This is a genomic window from Pseudomonas syringae pv. coryli str. NCPPB 4273 (assembly GCF_000972175.1).
GTDB lineage: Bacteria > Pseudomonadota > Gammaproteobacteria > Pseudomonadales > Pseudomonadaceae > Aquipseudomonas > Aquipseudomonas syringae.
The window spans coordinates 29,049-49,582 of record NZ_AWQP01000023.1; the positions used below are offsets into that span (position 1 = coordinate 29,049).

The following is a 20,534-nucleotide window of genomic DNA, read 5'->3' on the forward strand; positions in this document are numbered from 1 at the left end:
TATTATTCATTGTCGCAACCATAAGAAGTTGAAGGTCTGCGGATCCAACGCGCAATCAGAAGGGATACTGCTGATCGGCAGGTTCGACCGTCACCCATTTCACTTCGGTGAATTCGTCGATCACAGCACTACCGTCGAAACGGCCGTAGCCGCTGTTTTTCATACCGCCGTAGGGCGCTTGTGGCTCGTTCTGTACAGTAGCGCCGTTGATGTGCACGCACCCTGCGTCCAGGCGGCTGGCGAGATCCAAAGCGCGACTCACGTTACGGCTGAAAATGGCAGAGGAAAGTCCATACGCATTATCGTTAGCGATCTGGAGGGCGTGCTCTGCACCTCTGACGCGTACGATAGTGGTCACGGGGCCGAAGGTTTCTTCGTCGTAGATTGACATTGCGGACGTGACCCGGTCGACCAGTGTCGGCCTCATCAAAGCTTGATCACCCAAGCCACCTGCAACGATTTTGGCACCCTTACCGATGGCATCATCGAGCAGTTGGTTGATCCGCTGAACAGATCCCTGCGCGATCACAGGGCCGATGACGCATGAAGGAGTATCGACGGGATTACCTTGTTCCAGCTTGCGCACGCGGTCTGCGAATTTCTCGACAAAGGTATCTGCGATGCTTTCATCCACTACAAAGCGCTCGGTCGACATGCAGATCTGACCCTGGTAAAGGAACGCGCCGAATATCGCCGCATTGACCGCCCCTTCCAGATCCGCGTCGTCAAGCACCACAAAAGGCGCTTTGCCGCCAAGCTCCAGCAGGCAACGCTTGAGGTGTTTGGCGCTGGTCTGAGCAATCATGCGGCCGACGTGGGTCGAACCGGTAAAGTTCACCCGTCGGACCGTATCATGGGCGATCAACGCTTCGGTGACCGCAGCCGCGTCTTCAGGGGCCGTGACCAGGAAGTTCAGCACGCCAGCCGGCAAACCGGCCTCAATGAACGACTCAGCGAGCAGTTCGTGAGTTCTCGGGCTGTTCTCTGATCCTTTGAAAATCACCGTATTGCCGCACGCAAGCGGATACGCGATGGCGCGAGCGCCGAGGATGACCGGACCGTTCCATGGGACAATGCTAAGCACCGTTCCTACAGGCTGACGCAGCGTCATCGACAGCGTGCCAGGCTTGTCGGTCGGGATTGTTTCGCCCTTGATCTGAGTCGTCAGCGCTGCGGCCTCGCGCAAAAGGTTGGCCGAAGCCCCTACATTGAACTGTGCCCAAAGTTGCGAGGCACCAATTTCCTCAGCCATTACGCTACAAAATTCAGGCATTTTGCTTATGAGCATGTCCGCGGCTGCGAGTAAAAGACGGCGGCGTTCGGTAGGGCCAACCTTCGACCACTGTTCGAAAGCCTGCTGCGAGGAACGGGCAATTGTGAGCGCGTCCGCTACTGAGGCGGCAGCGCCAGTTGTTACGGTTTTGCCACTCAGCGAATCATGGCGCTGATAAGTTTTGCCTTCCGATGCGGGTTGTTTGACGTTATCGATCAGCAGTTGAACATTCATGCTTGATACCTTTTTGTTAGTCGTGAAAATCAGAGCTGGCGGGCCTAGACAGGCATGCGCAGGATAGGCTTGATAGTCATACCGCTCTCGCTGTCCGCCATCGCGTCGTTAATCTGCTCGAACGAGTAGAAGCGGCAGAGTTTGTCGAACGGAAAACGCCCTTGCAGATGCAGGTCGACCAGGGTAGGAATGAATGCATTGGCGACGACGTCTCCTTGCACGATACCCATGATGCGTTTGCCAGGGATCATGACGTCATTGATGTTGAAGGCGACTTCTGTGCCCATCTTCGTGGCGCCGACTATGCCGCAGGTACCCAGCGTGGTGACTGCATCGATAGCTTGGCGCAGGACGTCCGCGCGGCCCGAGCACTCGAGGCTATAGTTCGCCCCGCCATTAGTGATCTCGCGAATACGCTGTACAGGGTCTTCTTCGCGGCTGTTGATGACATGAGTTGCGCCGACTTCGAGCGCCAGTGTCAGGCGACTGGGGGTAACGTCGACGGCGATGATGGTGGTTGCTCCGGCAACCTTGGCCGCCATCACGGCCGCGAGGCCAACTGCACCAGCACCGAAGGCCACGAAGCTGGCTCCTGCTTCGACCTTCATCGCCTTGAGCACCGAACCTGCACCTGTCTGGATACCGCACCCCAATGGACCTAACAATTCCAGCGGAGCATTCTTCGAAACTTTGACAACGTTGCGCTCGTTGGCCACAACATAGGTCGAAAACGAGGACTGGCCAAAAAAGTGATCATGGAGCGGCGCATTGTCCTCACAGCTACAGGTCGAGGTGCTGCCATCAAGGCGACCGCCACCGAAGTTCAGGGGATGCATGTGCGAACAGTGCGCCGGATGCCCGGTTTCGCATGGCGGGCACAGGCCGCAGGACATGTACGTCATCACCACATGGTCACCCGGAGCAACGGTGGTGACTGACGCGCCAACGGCTTCCACCACACCCGCGCCTTCATGCCCAAGGACGATAGGTAACGGTGTAGGAAATAGCTGATCGCGTACCACCATATCGGTATGGCAGACCCCAGTGGCTACGATACGTACCCGAACTTCGTCAGCGCGAGGTACACCTAGATTTGCGCGCTCCAACTTCAATGCTGCCCCTGCTTCCCGCAGTACAGCGACAGTGACTTCAACAGGCTCGAGTTCATTGATGGACATGTATTGATCCTCTTTTATTGTTTTCGTGGCGTGGGAGGGATTCGTCAAACTTCCTGCAAGGCGCGCGGGCGGTTACTGCGGTGCTGTGCCTTTCCCGTAGCAGCTGGACGAAGATGGAAGTCGAAGGTCATCAGTGCAAAACGGCCGACTACGTCGTCCTCTGGGGCCAACGTCGGATCTTCGACAAAGCGCACTTCGCCAATCAAACCGTCACGGGTTGCATAGGCGAAGTCGTCCCACAGATAGGATCGTTGGAGAGGTTGATCTGGGTGGTCAGGTGCTCGTATCCAGCAGCAGATACGAAAAAGTGCATGTGCGCGGGACGCTGGCCATGGCGACCCAGCGGGTTCAAACATTCCTGCGTAGGACCGGCGGGGTTGCAGCCATAGCCTGAGGATACGATGCTGCGAACACGGTAACGGCCATGAGAGTCGGTTATGATCCTGCGGCGAAGATTGAACTCGGATTGACTAGGGTCGAAATGGGAGTAGTTGCCCTTGCTGTCGGCTTGCCATAGATCCACCAATGCCCCCGCAATCGGTCGGCCTTCAAGGTCAAGGATTCGGCCATCCAGAAACATCGGAGTGGCAATGCCGTCTTCGCTCCCGTCGTCCATACGGTCATAGCCCTCTCGCAGGGGCGCGCCCGCTACGTCCAGAGGGCCCTCAATCGTGCGCGGCGTGCCGCCCGCCTTGCTGACTGCAGCCTGCCTGGCATCGTGAAGCAGATCCAGAAAATGCTCGACGCCAAGCCCCGCAACCAGTAACCCCGCTTCGTTGTTTTTGCCTAGCCGATTGACGTACTCGACGCAGGCCCAGAACTCGTCGTCACTGATGTCCAGTTCTTCGATAAGCTTTGTAGTCTCCTGCAACAGGCGTAGCACGATTAGTTTGGTTCGTGGACTGCCCTGCTGATTGTTGTAGCCCGCGGCGTCCCGCAGCAGGTCTTGGACTTCTGGTGAGTTGGCAATTGTCAGGGGCATGATTTCACCTTTTTATTATTGATTGCACGCAGCAGCGCGGCGCTGCTGCTCCATCAGGTCACGCTGCTACGGTCCATCCCAGCCGGACGTGAGCGTCGGCCAGGTCGACGGCCATATCGTGGCTCCAAAGCCAATCGAAACGGCTTGCCAGCGTTGTTGAGAGCAGCGCTTCGTTGTCTTTCGCCTCCTGGTCCCGATATTCGTAGAGTTCGCCGGCTTCGCGGGAAGTGCGTTGCACGCGACAGGCCCGTGGGCGGCGGATCTCGTCGTACACTTTCAGAACCTCAGTCGGACTCGCCTGTGTCACACGGGGATCCGCCAGCAGTTGCGCCAAAAGCCAGGCGTCTTCCAGACCCTGGCCCGCTCCGGCACCCTGATGAGGAAGCATTGCGTGCGCGGCATCACCTATCAGCCCAACGCGGCCATGCACATAGCAGGGCAGTTCATCGAGTTCGTGAAGCGCCCAAAGAGTGGGTTGCGGAATACATTCGAGCAGCACGCGCACGGCATCGCCCCAATGGGCAAAGGGTTCGAGCATCTCTTGTTGAGAGGTATTTTTCACCCAGGGCATGTCTTGTGGCCAGACAGGGTTGGCAACGCTACGATCCGAGATGAACGCGACCACGTTGATCAATCTGCCCTGTTTGACCGGGAAGGTCAGGATATGTGCATCCAGGCCGAGGTACATTTGCGGGACGTTGATCAAGTGTTCGTCGATGTCAGCGGCCTGGTAGGCAGCCCGAAGTTGCTCACTGTCGATCATCCCGCGGTAGGCGCAGGTACCACTGAACCGGGGGGCGGCCAAGGGCTGGGCAAGCCCCTCAAGCACGTAGTCACGAATACTGGATTTGATACCGTCAGCCGCGATCAGCAAGTCGCATTCATGGGCGGTACCATCTGCGAAGTGGACACGGACACGCTCGTCCTGCTCCTCAACCCGCGTAGCACGCTTGTCAAAGTTCGCGACGCCCGTTGGCAGACGCGTAGCTAACGCGTCCAGGAAGTCGGCGCGGTGAACAGATGATTGGCCCACACCTTCGGCTACACTGGCGCCCAGATACCCTGCATCTTCTCCGCGACGCCATTCGAACCATATGTCTTGCCATGGCGCCGCAGTGCGATCTGCGATGAGCTTGTATGGCTTACCTAGTCCAAGCCCTTCGATAGCTCTTACGGCATTGGCACCGAAGGAAACACCTGCGCCTACTTCTCCAAACGCCGGTGCGGCTTCAAAGAGTTGAACATCAAGATGGGAATGGCAGCACAACTCCAGTGCCAGCGCGACGCCAGCGATACCTCCGCCAACGATACTGACCTGGAGTTTCGGATCGGGACTACTCATGGCAAAACCTTATGTGTTGTTTCTGGAATAGCCCGATCATGACTATTCACAACCCATTGATAAATGCCGCGAACTCCATACACACTATCACCACTGTGAATAGGACCCCGACGCGTTTTCCCATTAATTTCGAGGCAACTCTCATGCGGCTACGCGAACTGGATCTCAATCTATTAGTGGTCTTTCATCAGTTGCTCATCGATCGCAGCGTGTCCAAGGCCGCCGAAAATCTAGGCATGACCCAGCCTGCAGTGAGTAATGCGTTAAAGCGTCTACGCGGCGTGCTCGCTGATGATCTCTTCGTCAGGACTTCCCTGGGGATGGACCCGACGCCCTATGCCGTGCAACTGGCAGAGCCGGTATCCCATGCTATTGCGACACTGCATGGCGCCCTCAATCGGCATGACCACTTCGATCCTGCCACCGCGCATAAACGCATTACGGTGGCAATGACTGACATTGGGGAAATCTACTTCATGCCGCGGCTGATCGAGCGGTTATTGGCCGCCGCTCCCGGGGTTTCGGTCAGCACCGTACGCAGCCATGCGGGGCTGTCCGAGGGAATGGCCAATGGCGATGTCGACCTTGCAGTAGGCTTGTTGCCAGACCTTCAGGCAGGATTTTATCAGCGCCGACTTTTCCATCATCGCTACGTGTGCCTTTGCCGAAAGGATCACCCGATTACGCGCAGCGCCATGACTCAGGAGCTTTTCTGCAAATTCGGCCATGTGCGCATTGTGGCCGCGAATACGGGGCACGGAGAGATAGACACGTTTATGCAGCGTGCGGGGCTGGTGCGCGACATTCGCCTTGAAGTGCCGCATTTTGTTGCGGTGGGCCATATACTGCAAAACACCGATTTGATCGCCACTGTACCCGAACGTTTTGCCACTAGCTGCGCCGGTCCGTTCGGGCTGACTACGGTGGCATTGCCGCTCCCCTTGCCCGAAATAGCTATCAACCTGTTCTGGCACATGCGATTCAACCGCGATCCGGCCAACGTCTGGTTTCGCAATTTGATGTTCGAACTGTTCAGCGACTAGGCCCGCACCTGATAGCGCGCTTTCGCGCAACCTGACACGTACATCCAGGGCCTTATCAACCACCACCTCGCTCACTGGTACCCTTGCCACCGACGCGCAGGTAACAGTTACGATGGATTACTCTTCGCCAGTGATTTCCCATGGCGTGTCATTGATGATTCAGCAAATGCTCCACCTGCACAGAAGGGCCGCGTGCGGCAGGACTGCTTCCGGGCATCGGGAAGTCAACGTGAAACGTGAATAGTTGAAAGCATTCATGTCGTCAGGACCAGTCCTCGCAAACCTTTACCAGTTCGTCGACCACATAGCGGACCTTGGGCCGCAAATGTGAAACCTTCGGCCACACGGCATGGACATCCACCGCCTCTGGCTCAAAGTCCTGCAATACTTCCACCAGCCTGCCGGCAACAATGTCGTCCTCCAGCAGGCTACGCGGCATCTGGCACAGCCCTATCCCGGCAACAGCGCCGGTGATCATGACCTCACCGTCGCCGATCTGATGAGTCGAGGGTGGCGCGTAGCGGACAGTTTCTCCGTTTAGATTCACGCGCCAGCTCAAGGGCTGACCGCGTCGATGGCCCACGATGCAATGATGAGTCGCCAACTCTGTGAGGCTTCGTGGCTCTCCTGCCCGAGCCAGATAGCCTGGCGACGCGCAGATGACCCAGCGCTGACGTGTAAGCAAGCGCGCAATCAGCCCATGGGTATCCTTGGGTTCGCCAAAGCGCACCAGTAGGTCAATACCTTCTTCGATGGGATCAACCAAGTGGTCCGAAAAGGTGATATTGAGTTGCAGCGCTGGGTATTTCTTTGCGATCTCAAACAACAACGGTGCCCCAACTCGCCGTCCGAAGGCCACTGGCATATCAACCCGTAACCGGCCTGAAGGTTCGCGATCTCCCGGCCCCAAACCCCGCTCAGCAGTAATTATTTCTTCCAGGCCGGCAGAACATGCAGAGAAATACGCTTCGCCGTCAGCGGTCAGACTGATACGTCGAGTGGAGCGATGAAAAAGCTGAGTCCCCAGACGCTCCTCCAGACGCGCAATGGATTTGCCAACCGCTGACTTGGAAATGCCAAGGCGTTCGGCGGCCTCGGTGAAACTGTGTGCATTGGCAGCTGCGACGAAGGTGAGCACACCCTGGAGGGAGTCTGTAGGAAGCATACGAACCGACCATTGCAGACAATATATCTACCCAGATGAGAGTCATGGGCTGTTTATCGCTAACGCTTTCTACATTAGCATGGATTTATCTTAAAAGTGACCTGGCCTCCACGTCTGTTCGCTGGAACATCTGCCTTTTGCCTGCGAGCGTGAAGTCAGAACGAAGGCTGGAAGGCCGCCGACTTCATCATTGATTTTACTCAAGAGGAAAATCCCATGCCTGTAGTACGTGTCAGCTGGTTCGAAGGTAAAGAGCACGCCGCCAAGGAAGCGGTTGCCGAAGAGATCACCGAGAGCATCGTCAAGAATACGGGTACCGATGCCAATTACATCTACGTCATTTTCGAAGATGTCGCGCCCTCGGATTGGGCGGGTGCCGGCAAGCTGTTCGGCGGTGCTCCTGACAAGTCCTGACGTGTCTGTATGACATAAATGCACCGGCCGTTTGAGCGGTGCATTGCCTTGCCCGTCTACATCCAGCATCAGCATCTTTGTAAGAGACCTTGTTATGCATCCGTATATTTCCTGCCTGTTCACCCTCTCGGTAAAGCCTGAGGAATTCGCTGAATTCAAAGCCCTGATTGCCAAAATCGTTCCTGAGACCCAGAAGGAGCCCGGCACCCTGATCTACGAATACAGCGTCAATGAAGACAACAGCACCGCGCATATTCTGGAGCGCTACAGGGCCGACGCTGTAGTCAGCCACGTCGATACCACCTTCGCACCTTTCGGCGAGCGCTTCCTGCAGCTGTGCACCATCACCAGCCTGACGGTATACGGCACGCCCGACGCAGAAGTTCGCAAGCGTCTCGATCCGTTCGGTGCTGTGTACATGACGCCGTTCGACGGCTTCAGCCGCTGATAGCAGCGACCTGCGCAGATCCGAATGCAATCCTGGTCTGCGCCGCCGTCAGCCCTTTACCTGCTTTCAAAGAGATAACGATGTCTGCCATTGTCGAAACCATCAAACACCGGATTTCTGCCAACAGCTACGATCCCACGCGCCAGCTTTCCGATCAGCAGATTGCCGAGCTTATCGATCTGGCGACTCGCGCGCCGTCGGCTTTCAACCTGCAGAACTGGCGCTTCGTAGCTGTGCGTAGCGCGCAAGCCAAGGAGCGCCTGTTGCCGCTGGCTTACAGTCAGCGGAAGGTTGTGGACGCAGCGGTCACCTTTATCGTGTGCGGCACCCTGAAGCCGCATGCCACCCTGCCTGCCGCGCTCAAGCCCGCCGTTGATGCCGGTATCCTTGATGAGGCTGTATTCGACATGTGGATAGGTGCCGCCCAAGGCATGTACAGCAAAAACCCCGCATTGCAACGCGACGAGGCCATTCGCTCCGGTTCGCTAGCAGCTATGACCCTGATGCTCGCTGCAACTGACCTCGGTATGGTGTCGGCGCCCATGATTGGCTTTGACCAAGGCGCGGTCGCCGACGCCTTCGGCCTGTCAGCTGATGAAATTCCGGTGATGATGGTGACCGTCGGCTATGCCGGCGAGGCCAATTGGCCACAGAAACCACGCAAGGCAGTTCAATACGTGCTGGAGTTCGTTTGACTGCGACCACGCTGGGAGGAGTCGGCTAGTTTGGTAGAGGGCTCGAACCTCTCATCCTTGCTCTTGAGGAATCAGCATGAAAATTGATCTAAACGGTAAACGCGCACTGGTCACCGCTTCCACCGGCGGTATTGGCTATGCCATAGCCAGAGGCCTGGCTGAATCCGGCGCCACTGTCATCATCAACGGCCGCAGCGACAAATCTGTGGATGCCGCAGTGGCACGTCTGAAAGCAGAATTACCAGAGGCGTTGGTCATGGGTGCCACTGCCGATCTGGGCACCGCACAAGGCGCAGCTGCCTTGGCTGACGCTGCGGGAAAGATCGACGTACTGGTCAACAACGCTGGCATCTACGGCGTTCAGGACTTCTTTGAAACCGACGATGAGGTGTGGGACCAATACTGGCAAACCAACGTGATGTCCGGGGTACGCCTGAGTCGTGCGTTATTGCCAGCCATGGTAGATAACGGGTGGGGCCGGATGGTGTTCATTGCATCCGAATCGGCCCGCAACATCCCTGCCGACATGATCCACTATGGTGTATCCAAAACAGCGCAGCTGGGCCTGGCCCGAGGATTGGCAAAGCGGGTCGCCGGCAGCGGCGTCACGGTGAACAGCGTGCTGCCCGGGCCGACTTTGTCCGACGGCCTGGCCGATATGCTGCAGGCCGAAGTGCAGCGTGGTAGCAAGTCACTGGAATCAGTGGCCGCAGAGTTCGTGATGGAGCACCGTCCCAGCTCAATTATCCAGCGTGCTGCGTCTACCGAAGAAGTCGCCAATATGGTCGTCTACGTCTGCTCTCCTCAAGCCAGCGCTACCACTGGCGCCTCGCTTCGGGTCGACGGCGGCGTGGTCGACGACATCGTCTGACATGCCGGAAGGCATATGTCGCAATCTCAGCCTTCTCCAGGAGCACTCTGTGGATTACCCAATACAACATCTTTCGCTTCGCGATTTACTGAGCGAAGATTTTAAATTCCCCCACGACATTCCGGGTCAGCCCTCCAGGGCATCAGACTTCGCAGACATCAAGATCGGCAGCTTTACCACAAGCGACGCAGTTGATCTCTGCTACTGGGAGGCCGGGAGCGGCAGACCGTTAGTATTTATTCCCGGCTGGTCAGCCAACGGTGCGATGTACTTCCACCTGATGCAGTTGTTAAGCAAGCACTACCACGTTTACGTGCTAGACGTACGCAATCAGGGCTTGTCGCAAAAGGTAAGCTTTGGCAACCGTATTGCTCGCTATGCAATGGACGTGAAAGAGTTTTCCGAGCATCTGTGGCTGGACCAGGCCGACTACTGCGGTTGGTCGATGGGGGCGTCAGTCATGTGGGCCTACATCGATTTGTTCGGGACCGAGCGCATTCGCACCCTCAGTATTATTGACCAGGCGCCATCCATTTACTGCCACGCCGACTGGACCGAGGAGGAACGCCTTGAGGCGGGAGCTTTCACGACTTCCCCGGAACGCATGATCGCCTCATATACCGGCGGCACCAGTAACATGCTGATTTCCGCAACTCGGGTGCTTGAAAGAGCGGTCGATCTGTCATCGCCGTATTTTCATAACGTCCTAAGTCTCGCGCAGGCGGTGATCAAGGACGACATGACTTATACCGCACAGGTGCTGTTCGATCACACCACCAACGACTGGCGCGATGTGATCCGGACCAAGGTCGATGTGCCCACCGCGATCTTTACTGGCGAATACAGCGACTGGCTGCACAGCCAGCGCTGGATGAATTCGGTGATCGCAGGCTCGGTATTGCACGTCTACAAGAAAGACGAGCACGGAGATCATTTTCTGGCTTTCAAGAACCCCGAGAAGTTCGCCAACGACCTCAGACGTTTTCTCAACAACGCTTGAGGGCATTTGCCTGGACAGAAACGTCTACGACTTCCTGCCCCGCCGATGGTTCTCTCCCTCATCGGCGGGGCTTTTTCACGCCTCCACGTCACACATCCAATGCCGGATGCGCAAATCGCTCAGCGAGGAAAATTGACCAGAGCTCGCAACTTTGGAGGCAAATGCTTGCGCGATGGATAGCCACGTAGACGCCAAGCTCGATAGAGCGATATTCGGGAAGAACTTCCACTAACCGCCCAGCACGTAGATCCCTAGCCACCATAAAGCTCGGTTGCAAGGAAATACCTCCCCCCGCCAACATGATGCTATGACATGTGTCGCCATTGTTGCACCGGACGACCGATCGCGTGCGCACGCTCTCAGGTCCAGCCGGGCCGTCAAACTCCCAATCATTGCCACTGGCGAAGTTCGTGTCAGCGACGACACGATGCGTACCGAGGTCCGTCAGGGTCATTAAAGGAGGATGTCGTTGAAGATACTCTGGCGAGGCACACAAGCACATGCGCGTCGTAGCCAGACGGCGCCCGACCAACGAGGAGCTTTCCATGCGAGCAATGCGTACTGCTGCATCAAACCCCTCCTTCTACCAGATCAACCAGCCTGTCATTGAGGCTGATATCCAGTTCGCCCCTTGGATAGGCCTTCATGAATTCCGCCCAGATCGGGCCCAGGTGCAAAACGCCGAAGCTGACCGGTGCGTTGACTCGCAACACCCCGACGGGCTCGGGCGCTGCAGACGATACGGCTTCTTCCGCCGCATCCATCATGGCCAATACATCTTTTGCTTGATGGTAGAACTGCCGTCCTTCATCCGTCAGCAAAAGTCGGCGCGTGGTGCGATGCAACAATCGGGCACCCAGTCTTTCTTCGAGCCCGCTGACATAGTGTGAAATGGCGGCCTTGGACATGTTCAGCGGGTGCGTCGCGCCAACGAAGGTCCCTTTGTCGACCACGGTGCAGAACACCAGCATCTCAAGTGCGCGATCCATGATTGTCTCGCTCAGTGGAACTATTAACCATAGTTATCTCATTATTCAACGCTATAAACTGACCTCATCGAAAAGGCAAACCACCTCTCCTAAGGTAGCTATGAAAATTACATTAATCGGTACCGGCAACATGGGCTCGGCATTCGCAAAACAACTCAGTGCTGCTGGTCACGCTATCCGCATCACTGGTCGCGATCTGAACAAGGCAAAGGCTGTGGCCGCATCGTTGACCAACGTCAACGCCTATGACGCCAACGACGCATTGGGCGACAGCGACGCCGTCATCGTAGCAACCGCATTTGCGGATGCAGCTTCTGCGCTCCAAAGTCTGGGCGATTTAAGCGGCAAAGTGGTCATCGACATCACTAACCCACTGAGCGCTGACTACATGTCGCTCACCATTGGTCATGTGACAAGTGCCGCCGAAGAAATAGCCAAAGCAGTGCCTGGCGCACAGGTTGTCAAAGCCTTCAACACTCTGTTCGCTCAGGTGCTGGACGACGGCCCTCTTTTTGCCGACAACCAGCGAGGCAGCGTATCCGTCGCCAGCGATAGTGAACGTGCCAAACAGACTGCGGTAGCACTCGCACGCAGCATGGGCTGGAACACCATTGATGCGGGCGGGTTAGTCAACGCGCGTTATCTGGAGCCACTGGTAGGCTTCAATATCTATCTCGGTTACGGTGCCGGCCTGGGGACTTCGGTTGCTCCCGCCTGGCTCAAGAAGTAATTCAATACGGAGTACGCCCCTTGAACACGTCCTTCCCGCTGCTGTTTGTGTCTCATGGTGCTCCCATGTTTGCAATCGAGCCCGGTCTGGCTGGTAAACATCTTGCCGAGGTCGGTAGCGAACTGCCGCGCCCCGACGCCATCGTCATCCTGTCTCCACACTGGATGACCCACGGCGAGATTGGCGTTACCGGGAGCATCGCACCTTCTACCATTCACGATTTCGGTGGTTTTCCCGACGCTCTGTACCAGATTCGATATCCAGCGCCAGGTGCACCGGCGTTGGCGGAAAAGATCGTGGACATGCTCCATGCCTCAGGGTGGAAGTCCAGCCTGAACGCCAGTCGGGGACTGGATCACGGCGCTTGGGTGCCATTGCTGTACCTGGCGCCTGACGCAGACATTCCAGTGGTGCAAGTCTCAATGCCTGCTTCGCTTGATGCCCGCGAAGCCTGTAAGTTGGGCCAGGCGCTTAAACCTCTGCGGGACATGAACGTACTGATCGTGGCCTCGGGCAGCCTGACTCACAATCTGTACGAATTCCGCGGTGCCATGCCTCATGGTGCGCAGTACGTCAAGGATTTCGCTGCCTAGACTGCTAAGACTCTGGCTTCGGGCGACCTGGACCAACTGCTGGACTACAAGCAATACGCGCCGTCGCGCTGAGCGCGCCCATCCTACGGATGAGCATTACCTGCCACTGTTCATCGCGCTCGGTGCGGCAGGTGAATACTATGAAATACGCGTCGTGGAAGGCGGCGTGACCTATGGGGTATTGGCAATGGACAGCTACCTATTTACTTCGGCTGGTGGACTGCCCCCCGAAAGTTGGACAGTTTTAGCTCGCCGCCTGAGCCCTGTATTTTACGGGGCTCAAGCCGTTTAGCTTCAGCTTGATGCGGTCATGGTTGTAGTAGCGGATGTACTCATCCAGACCTGCCTTCAGCTCTTCTATGCTTTCAAATCGTTTCAAATAGAAAAACTCGGACTTCAGCGTACCAAAGAAGCTTTCCATTGCGGCATTGTCCAGGCAATTTCCCTTACGAGACATGCTTTGCTTTACACCCTTTACCGCCAGTTTCTGACGGTACTGCGCGTGTTGATACTGCCAGCCCTGATCCGAGTGCATCACAAGCTTCGGCTCGTCCTGCAACTGCTGGAGAGCCTTGTCCAGCATATTGGTGACCAGCTCGAAGCACGGCCTGGTAGACACTTCGTACGCCACGATCTCACCGTTGTACAGGTCCAACACGGGCGAGAGATACAGCTTTCGATTGGCCACTTTAAACTCGGTCACATCGGTCACCCATTTCTGGTTCGGGCGTTGCGCCGTGAACTTGCGCTCCAGCAAATTCGGCGCAATTTTCCCGACGGTGCCCTTATAGGAGCGTACTTCTTGGGTCGCACAACTGATCTCAGGCCCAATTCAGCCATCAATCGCTCCACAAACCTTCTTGTTGACCAACGTGCCTGAGTTGCGGATAACCGCCGTGATGCGCCGAGCTCCATAAAGACCTCTCTCCTCGTGATAAATCCGCTCTATCTCCTGCTTTAGAGCAGCATCTGGATCGGGTCTGGATTGCACCTGAGCCTGATAGTAAAACGTGCTGCGCGCCAGGCCCGCCAGCGTCAGAAGGGCGCACATCGGAAACCGGTTCCTCAGTTGTTTGACGATCAGGGCTTTTTCTTTTGCCGTCGTTGCTGCTCCTTCAACTCTTCCAACTTTTTTAGGTAAGCGTTCTCCATGCGCAGGTATTCAAGCTCGGCCATTAACTGGTCGCGTGTCTTGTGCGTATCGTCAGCGGTTACGGGTTCGGTGGGATAAGGCTTCTTGGGCATGGCAGCAGGCTTTCTTCTTGTGGGAACACGCGGGGCTAGACCGTCACTGTAATGCTGCTGTTCCCAAGCTTGCGATGGCCTGTGTGCCCATGGCTCTTGTAATTGGCGACCCAGCGTCGAAGCAGGCTGAAATCGATCGAGAACTGGCTGGCCACCTTGCGAGAGCCGATGTTGCCTGCAAGGTACGCTTTGACGACGGTGAGCTTGAATTGCTCTGAATACTTGGCCATTTGAACACCCCCCATTAGGTCGGATTGGTGTCCAACTTCTTGGGGGCAGTCCAAAACGGATCAAGCCCGCGCCGTTCACTTCGCAGCGGCAACCATTTGCAACAGGAGCGCTCCATGAGCTTCGAAGACGCTACCGAGATTCAGACCACGGACGATGATGACTTGCTCAACCAGTTGCTCAAAGTTGGGGTGGGAACTGCTAGCCGTCACCCGGGGCCGCACGCTACCGATGTACACGCTGGGGCGCCGGGATGAACAGCAAACGGCGTTGAAGATGAGCCTGAATGCCCACAAGAAAGCCGACAACAACCGCTCATAGCCGGCGCCGAATATCGGCTGGTGTGTCGAGAGGCTCCGCTGACTCACACCCCGTGCGTTGGCCTTTTCAAGCGGGGAACGTTCATAACCCGCTTAGTGTTGCAAGTAGCAAGGATTCGTGAACAGGTTTTTACACACCCAGGACAAAAGTGTCGCTGCGCAGAGGCCCTACCATCGCGGGATGCGGAGGCCGACCGAAATACCGGTCTGAGTGAGTGTTCAAGCAACCGCATCAAGTACTAGCGCGATCAATCAAAGCAAAACCGGTATCAACACGGATGCGCGTGCTGGGGGATGTGTGGTCTTGAAACCGGTCAAGCAAGGCTTGGGCTACTTGCAACCCGATGCGACTGCCGTTGACGCTGACCGTCGACAACGCCGGATACACCTGAGCTGCGCTGCTCAGATCGCCAAACCCCATGACCGCCAGGCCCTTGGGGACCTGAAGACCACGACTCGCCGCCTCGGCCAGCACCCCCTGCGCGACTGTGTCCGAACTGCACACGACCACGTCAGTATCGATGCCCCGTTCGAGCAGTCCAGCCAGCCCTTCCCGTCCCACTTGCAACGTCGCCGGAGGCGCGAGCAATTGCATGGGTACATCGGCGATGCCGTGCCTTTTGAGTTCGGCGATCAGGCTATTGCACCGCCGCAGACCCCGGGGGTCGCTGATCGCCACGACGGAGAAGCGCCTGTAGCCTTTTCGCAGTAAATGCCGAGCCGTTTCTTCCCCGACCCGTTCATGGGAGAAACCCACCAGCATGTCGATAGGGTCTTCACTCAAGTCCCATGCTTCCACGACCGGAATACCCGCCTGCGCCAGTCGGGTACGACTGGACGCAGTGTGTAATGTACCGGTCAGCACGATGCCGTCCGGCCGACGCCCCAATACCGCTTCCAGGAGCTTTTCTTCCTGCTCGGCGTCGTACCCGGTAAGCCCGAGAAGAGTCTGATAACCGGCTTGAGTCAGCCGATCCATCAGGGCTTGAACGGTGTCGGCAAAAATACTGTTGGCGATAGTGGGCAAAAAGATCGCGACCAGACGGCTTTTGTTGCTCGCCAGCCCGCCCGCCAGCATGTTGGGCACATACCCGGTTTTTCGCACGGCTTCGCGCACTTTTTCGCGGGTGTCCTCGCTCACCAGATCAGGTCGGTGCAATGCCCGTGAAACGGTCATGGGCGACACCCCCGCCACTTTGGCAACATCGATCAACGTGAGACTGGAAGGCTTTCTCGGCACGGACGACAGTTCCTGCTGGGCAGGCCCGCCTGATTTTTTGGGCATGAAGGATTCCGGATTCAACACTGGGGGCTGGCTCAGCTCTGAGACACGCTGTGTCGAAGGGAATTTAACAAAGCTTGGGACCACAAGCACCCAGTTAAATATTCGCTCGCTCGCTCGAGCGGGAAATGAAGCCGGAATGTCGAGCACCGTGATTGCCCGATGCAGCGCTGCGCCAGGCGACTCGGTGGGCAACGCGCGTGGGAACAGTATGCCCCACGCGCGTTGAACTAGCGCGGCTGCAACTCCAGACGTCGCAGGCTGCCCATGCTGAGGAACGCCAGCGCGCCAACCAGCGCATGCGCCGCCACGACGTACATGGCGCCTTCGAACGAGCCGGTGGACTGCACGATGTAGCCGATCACAATCGGCGTAAATATCCCCGATAGATTGCCGAACATGTTGAACAGACCGCCCGCCATGCCGGTGATTTGCTTGGGCGAGGTGTCTGATACCAGAGTCCAGTCCACCGCTACCACGCCCTTGCCGAAGATCGCGAGGGACATGAGGATCGTCACCACCCACATCGATTCTGTGAAATTGCAGAACACCAGAGTGGCGCCCATGGTCATGCCGCACACCAGCGGAATCTTGCGTGCCACGGAGAGAGAAAAGCCCTTGCGCAGGAGAAAGTCACACACTGCCCCGCCGCACAATGCACCGAGCAAACCACAAATTCCCGGGATCGCCGCAATAGCGCCTGCCTCCATGATGTTGAGCCCGCGGCCCTTGACCAGGTACACCGGAAACCAGGTCAGGAAGATGTACTGCAGTGAGGTATCGCAATACTTGCCCAGATAAATCGACCACATCATCGGACTTTTCAGCAGCACTTTCAGGTCCGAAAACGCGGCACGAAATCACCTTTTGTCTTGGGTTTGTCCATGTCCACTTGAGCATCGCCGTCACAAAGATGCGCAAGCTCTGCACTGTTGACCCGCGGATGCTCCGTCGGTGGCTTGACCAAGTTTGAACCAGACCAGACTGACGATGATGCCCAGCCCACCCATGAACCAGTACACGTGTTCCCAGCCATACCGATGCGCGACGATGCCCATCGCTGGCGCGAGCAGGACCACTGACATGTACATCGAGGAGTTGAAGATCTCCGTCGCCAGCCCGCGCTCCTGCAGCGGAAACCAGGCGGCGACAATCCGGCTATTGGCGGGATACACCGGCGCCTCGATCAGGCCAAGCAAAAACCGCAGCACGAACAAAGTGCCGATCGCCATGGGAACCGATAAAAAGCCGATCATGCCTTGGGCCACCGTGATGGTGGACCAGAGAAACAGGGACACGCCATAGACCCGCACCGAACCAAACTTGTCGAGCAACCAGCCGCCCGGTAATTGCCCGAGCACATACGCCCAGGCAAATGCGGAAAACATGTAGCCCAACGTGACCGAATTAATCCCCAGCACTTCGGTCAGCGCAGAGCCGGTGATGGACAACGTGGCGCCATCCCCCACGTTGATGGCGGTAACGATGAACAGCATTGCCAGAATCTAATAGCGCACCCGGCTGCGCACCACGGTGGCGACAGCCGGACTGGCTGCGCTTGCAGCGTTGACGTGTTCCACATGAAAGTCCTCGTTTTATTCTTATAGATCGGCTGGCAAGGGCGCCGCGTTCGCAGGCGCTCTCGCTCATGTACGCAAGGATTGAACCGCTGCAATCAGGGGCGCGAACCTGCCTCGGCGACCTGTGCGGTCCACGCTCTGGTTTGCTCGCTCAACGACAGCCCGAGGCCCGGGCGGGTTGGCACCAGCATGCGTCCGTCGCGGGTTTCCAGGCGCTCGTTGAACAACGGCTCCAGCCATTCGAAATGCTCAACCCACGGCTCTGTCGGGAACGCGGCGGCCAGGTGAACGTGCAACTCCATGGCAAAATGCGGCGCCAGCATGACCCCGGCCTGCTCGGCCATGGCCGCGACTTGCAGGTACGGCGTGATGCCACCCACGCGTGGAGCGTCCGGCATCAGAAAGTCGGCGCCGCGCTTATTGATGAATTCAGCGTGTTCCGCAACGCTGGTGAGCATCTCGCCTGTCGCGATCGGTGTATCAAACTGTTGAGCCAGCGCGGCGTGTCCTTCGGCGTCGTAGCAATCGAGCGGCTCCTCTATCCAGATCAGGTTGAACTCCTCGAAGCGCCGGCACATGCGCTGCGCGGTAGGGCGATCCCACTGCTGATTGGCGTCAACCATCAACGGGAAGTCATCACCCAGATGTTTGCGCACGGTCGCGACGCGGTGCAGATCGAGCGCCCAATCGGGCTGACCCACTTTCAGCTTGATGCCGCCGATGCCCTTCTCGCGGGACATATCGGTGTTGTGCAGCAACTGCTCCAGGGGCGTGTGCAGGAAGCCGCCTGATGTGTTGTAGCAGCGCACCGAATCCCGATGAGCGCCAAGCAAGCGGGCCAGCGACAAGTTGGCGCGTTTGGCTTTCAGGTCCCACAACGCAACGTCGAAGGCACCGATGGCCTGAGTCGACAGACCGCTGCGCCCCACCGACGCCCCTGCCCAGCACAATTTGGTCCACAGCTTGGCGATGTCGCTGGGGTTTTCGTCGATCAACGCAGGCGCAATCTCTTTGGCATGGGCAAACTGGCCCGGGCCTCCGGCACGTTTGGAATAACTGAAGCCCAGGCCACGATGGCCGTCCCGGGTTTCGATCTCGGCCACCAGAATGGCGATTTCAGTCATCGGCTTCTGCCGGCCGGTCAGCACCTTGGCGTCGCTGATCGGGTTGGCCAGAGGCAGAAACACCGACGACACTTTTACCCAGGCAATCTGGTCATCGTCGGAAGACATGGTGCTTTGTTGTTCTACGGGCATGGTGCGCTCCTTGGTCTTGAAGAGAGGTCTGGTGAGGTATTCAGGCGCGAGAATTCGCGAGATCGGGTTTTGCGGGGCCGTCGACAATCGGTGCTACCGCGTGGTCGTCCAAGTCGTCGATTTCCAGTCTTTTTAACGGCCCGACGATGACGAGGTACGCGAACGCCCCGAGCAGGCCCATCGCTGCAACATAAACAAGGGCCGAATCAAACGATCCCATCTGGTTGACCAGTACGCCGATGGCGACGGGGGTCACGATGCTGGCGATGTTGCCGCAGAAGTTGAACATCGCGCCGCTGATGCCCATAGCGCGTTTGGGCGAGACATCTCCGACGATGCACCAACCGAGATTGCCGACGCCCTTGGCAAAAAACGCCAGCGACATCACCGCGATGACCAGCGCGACAGACTGGGTGTAGTTGGCAATGACGATGCTGCTGGACAGCAGCAGCCCGGAGATGATCGGGGTCTTGCGTGCCGCCGTGAGGCTGAAGCCCCTCTTCAGCATCCAGTCCGACCAGACGCCACCGATCATGCCGCCCAGGCAGCCGGCGATCGGCGGGATGGCGGCGACCAGGCCTACTTTGAGCATGGTCATGCCTTTGGCTTCAATCAGATAGGTCGGGAACCAGGTCAGGAAGAACCAGGTGATTGACGTCAGGCAGAACTGGCCCAGATACACGCCCAGCATCATCCGGTTGCCGCCGATCGCGCGAACGCGCTTCCAGCTGAAAGGGGTCTTCACGTCCCCCATGTTGGGTAACCCGCCGCCCGCCTCGATGTAGTCGATCTCCGCCTGGTTGGCGCGCTTGTCCCGGCGGGGCTCACGGACCATCTTGAACCAGAGCAGACCAATCAGGATCCCTGCCCCGCCTGTCCAGAAAAACACATGCTGCCAGCCGAAGCTGTTGAGGAGCAGGACCATCAACGGCGTGAAAACGGCGAGGGCGAAATATTGCGCAGACTGGAACACAGCCGTCGCCAGGCCCCGTTCATGGCGCGGAAACCACATGACGGTCAGGCGATTGTTGGCCGGAAACGCCGGGGATTCAGCGACACCCATCAGGAAGCGCAGCACGAACAGCACCAGGAACGCCGAGCTGAACATGTCGACGTAGCCCTGCAGATAGGTCAGCGCCGACCAGACAATCAGGCTCAGCCCGAGCACCGCGCGGGAGCCATACCGGTCGAGAATGATGCCGCCGGGGATCTGCATGCTGGTGTAGGCCCAGCCGAAGGCGGAGAAGGCAATGCCCATGGTCACCGCGTCGAAACCCAGATCCGCACGCATTGCGGGGGCGGCAATCGACAAGGTGGCACGGTCAACGTAGTTGAACACCGTCACGATGAAAATCATCACGAGGATGAGGTAGCGGACTTTCGTCCTCACTTCAGGGTCGGTCGGGATCACTTTTATTTTCCTTATTGTGATGTGTCGTACGCGGCTCGGCGGACCTTTCACGGGACGTCGGCGGCGTAATGATTGCGCAATCATGTCCAGCTAAAAAAAGGGAGCGCTCCTCGCGGCTCACGTCCCGATGGTGAAAATACTATACTGATTGCGCAATCATTCAACTGGCCGCTCATCTCTTTTGCGGATCCAGGAGGTCTCGTCAGTCACACACGCATCGTAGATCCATGGATTCCGAAGCGGCTCTTGATGGTA

15 protein-coding genes and 5 pseudogenes are annotated in these 20,534 nt (G+C 57.6%); 8 read left to right on the forward strand and 12 right to left on the reverse strand.

Annotated elements, in window-relative coordinates; all coding sequences use genetic code 11:
• Positions 1-55: 55 nt before the first annotated feature.
• The 4 genes and pseudogenes from P406_RS11670 to salA all read right to left on the reverse strand — a co-directional run bounded on the left by P406_RS11670 (position 56) and on the right by salA (position 5,009).
• Positions 56-1,507, reverse strand: a complete 1,452-nt coding sequence (locus P406_RS11670; RefSeq protein ID WP_024642968.1) for an aldehyde dehydrogenase — start codon at positions 1,505-1,507, stop codon at positions 56-58.
• A gap of 44 nt (positions 1,508-1,551) precedes the next feature.
• Positions 1,552-2,685: an NAD(P)-dependent alcohol dehydrogenase gene (locus tag P406_RS11675; protein ID WP_024642969.1), complete on the reverse strand. Its 1,134-nt coding sequence runs from the start codon at positions 2,683-2,685 to the stop codon at positions 1,552-1,554.
• A gap of 44 nt (positions 2,686-2,729) precedes the next feature.
• Positions 2,730-3,667, reverse strand: a pseudogene (gene catA / locus P406_RS11680) (catechol 1,2-dioxygenase).
• Positions 3,668-3,725: 58 nt separating this feature from the next.
• The gene (gene salA / locus P406_RS11685; protein ID WP_024642970.1) at positions 3,726-5,009 is read right to left on the reverse strand and encodes a salicylate 1-monooxygenase; all 1,284 of its coding nucleotides are present in this window, start codon (positions 5,007-5,009) and stop codon (positions 3,726-3,728) included.
• 143 nt (positions 5,010-5,152) lie between these two features.
• Here salA and P406_RS11690 point away from each other — a divergent pair, with 143 nt between their 5' ends.
• Positions 5,153-6,052 carry a LysR family transcriptional regulator gene (locus P406_RS11690; RefSeq protein ID WP_046236273.1) on the forward strand — a complete coding sequence of 300 codons (900 nt, stop codon included), beginning with the start codon at positions 5,153-5,155 and terminating at the stop codon, positions 6,050-6,052.
• Between the two features lie 262 nt (positions 6,053-6,314).
• Here the strand turns inward: P406_RS11690 and P406_RS11695 are convergent, their stop codons facing one another.
• The gene (locus P406_RS11695) at positions 6,315-7,217 is read right to left on the reverse strand and encodes a LysR family transcriptional regulator (RefSeq protein ID WP_024642972.1); all 903 of its coding nucleotides are present in this window, start codon (positions 7,215-7,217) and stop codon (positions 6,315-6,317) included.
• Between the two features lie 216 nt (positions 7,218-7,433).
• On the opposite strand from P406_RS11695, the gene P406_RS11700 reads away from it, so the two are divergent.
• The 5 genes from P406_RS11700 to P406_RS11720 all read left to right on the forward strand — a co-directional run bounded on the left by P406_RS11700 (position 7,434) and on the right by P406_RS11720 (position 10,645).
• Entirely contained in the window at positions 7,434-7,631 is a 198-nt protein-coding gene (locus P406_RS11700; RefSeq protein ID WP_024642973.1) for a tautomerase family protein, read from the forward strand.
• A 94-nt stretch (positions 7,632-7,725) separates the two neighbouring features.
• The gene (locus P406_RS11705; RefSeq protein ID WP_046236254.1) at positions 7,726-8,079 is read left to right on the forward strand and encodes a putative quinol monooxygenase; all 354 of its coding nucleotides are present in this window, start codon (positions 7,726-7,728) and stop codon (positions 8,077-8,079) included.
• An 80-nt stretch (positions 8,080-8,159) separates the two neighbouring features.
• A complete protein-coding gene (locus P406_RS11710; protein ID WP_024642369.1) occupies positions 8,160-8,774 on the forward strand; it encodes a nitroreductase family protein in 615 nt (204 codons plus the stop codon).
• A 76-nt stretch (positions 8,775-8,850) separates the two neighbouring features.
• Positions 8,851-9,645, forward strand: coding sequence for an SDR family NAD(P)-dependent oxidoreductase (locus tag P406_RS11715; RefSeq protein ID WP_024660247.1), 795 nt, complete (start codon positions 8,851-8,853; stop codon positions 9,643-9,645).
• Positions 9,646-9,694: 49 nt separating this feature from the next.
• Positions 9,695-10,645, forward strand: coding sequence for an alpha/beta fold hydrolase (locus P406_RS11720; RefSeq protein WP_024642371.1), 951 nt, complete (start codon positions 9,695-9,697; stop codon positions 10,643-10,645).
• A gap of 88 nt (positions 10,646-10,733) precedes the next feature.
• Here P406_RS11720 and P406_RS11725 read toward each other — a convergent pair.
• A pseudogene (locus P406_RS11725) lies at positions 10,734-11,634 on the reverse strand (LysR family transcriptional regulator).
• Positions 11,635-11,734: 100 nt separating this feature from the next.
• On the opposite strand from P406_RS11725, the gene P406_RS11730 reads away from it, so the two are divergent.
• Positions 11,735-12,364, forward strand: coding sequence for an NADPH-dependent F420 reductase (locus tag P406_RS11730; protein ID WP_024642388.1), 630 nt, complete (start codon positions 11,735-11,737; stop codon positions 12,362-12,364).
• Between the two features lie 20 nt (positions 12,365-12,384).
• Positions 12,385-13,249, forward strand: a pseudogene (locus P406_RS11735) (DODA-type extradiol aromatic ring-opening family dioxygenase).
• Here P406_RS11735 and P406_RS11740 read toward each other — a convergent pair.
• The 6 genes and pseudogenes from P406_RS11740 to P406_RS11770 form a co-directional block, all read right to left on the reverse strand.
• Positions 13,202-14,432, reverse strand: a pseudogene (locus tag P406_RS11740) (IS3 family transposase). The pseudogenes P406_RS11735 and P406_RS11740 overlap by 48 nt on opposite strands.
• Before the next feature lie 550 nt (positions 14,433-14,982).
• Positions 14,983-16,035 (reverse strand): LacI family DNA-binding transcriptional regulator, encoded by a 1,053-nt coding sequence (locus P406_RS11755; RefSeq protein WP_024641763.1) that lies wholly within the window; start codon positions 16,033-16,035, stop codon positions 14,983-14,985.
• 227 nt (positions 16,036-16,262) lie between these two features.
• A complete protein-coding gene (locus tag P406_RS30250) occupies positions 16,263-16,433 on the reverse strand; it encodes a hypothetical protein (protein ID WP_327138670.1) in 171 nt (56 codons plus the stop codon).
• Positions 16,419-17,528, reverse strand: a pseudogene (locus tag P406_RS11760) (MFS transporter); the annotation flags it as partial. The pseudogene P406_RS11760 and the gene P406_RS30250, both read right to left, overlap by 15 nt.
• A gap of 179 nt (positions 17,529-17,707) precedes the next feature.
• The gene (locus P406_RS11765; protein ID WP_024641764.1) at positions 17,708-18,868 is read right to left on the reverse strand and encodes an L-talarate/galactarate dehydratase; all 1,161 of its coding nucleotides are present in this window, start codon (positions 18,866-18,868) and stop codon (positions 17,708-17,710) included.
• Positions 18,869-18,908: 40 nt separating this feature from the next.
• Positions 18,909-20,225, reverse strand: coding sequence for an MFS transporter (locus P406_RS11770; RefSeq protein ID WP_046236274.1), 1,317 nt, complete (start codon positions 20,223-20,225; stop codon positions 18,909-18,911).
• Positions 20,226-20,534: the final 309 nt, after the last annotated feature.